Annotated in this window: 1 protein-coding gene; it reads left to right on the forward strand. The window is 41.2% G+C overall.

All coding sequences use genetic code 11. The annotated features are described in order from the left end of the window. Window positions 1-554: hypothetical protein (locus tag SM447_RS29760; RefSeq protein ID WP_474576185.1), on the forward strand; the 554-nt coding region annotated here is incomplete at both ends.

Here is a 554-nt window from a genome sequence, read left to right on the forward strand (position 1 = left end):
GAAACTGCAATTCTTGCTGAAGCAAAGTTGCGTGATACGGCTATAACATCTGAAAAAGAAGAACGTATTAGTGGTGATGAGCATCTCTCTCAAAGAATTGATACAGTTAGTTCTAGTTCTTCAGATAATGCAGCGGCAATTCAACGTGAGGAAAAGGCAAGAACTGATGCTGATAGTGCATTGGGCAAAAGAATTGATACTGTGGTTGCGCAAGCTGGAGATAATGCAGCAGCAATTCAGCAGGAAGCGAAAGCTCGCGTTGATGGAGATTCAGCAAATGCATCATTAATTGAAACAGTGAGAGCTGAGTCAATTGAAAATGATGTTCAAACTCGTGCTTTGGTTACTGATGAAAGTAAGGCGCGAATTGATGCAGATAGAGCATTAGCTGAACGCGTAACAGGGGTTGAGGTCGTTACTAAACCTGCTTTAATTGGCTCAGAATCTGATTTAATCGGAAATGATGCTGGCTATGCAGGTGTCTGGTCGATTTTATCTGCTGTTCAAGAAGGAGATTTATTACAGGCAAAACGTACAGATCAAGTTATTGTTTC

The organism is Micromonospora aridisoli (genome assembly GCF_056150025.1).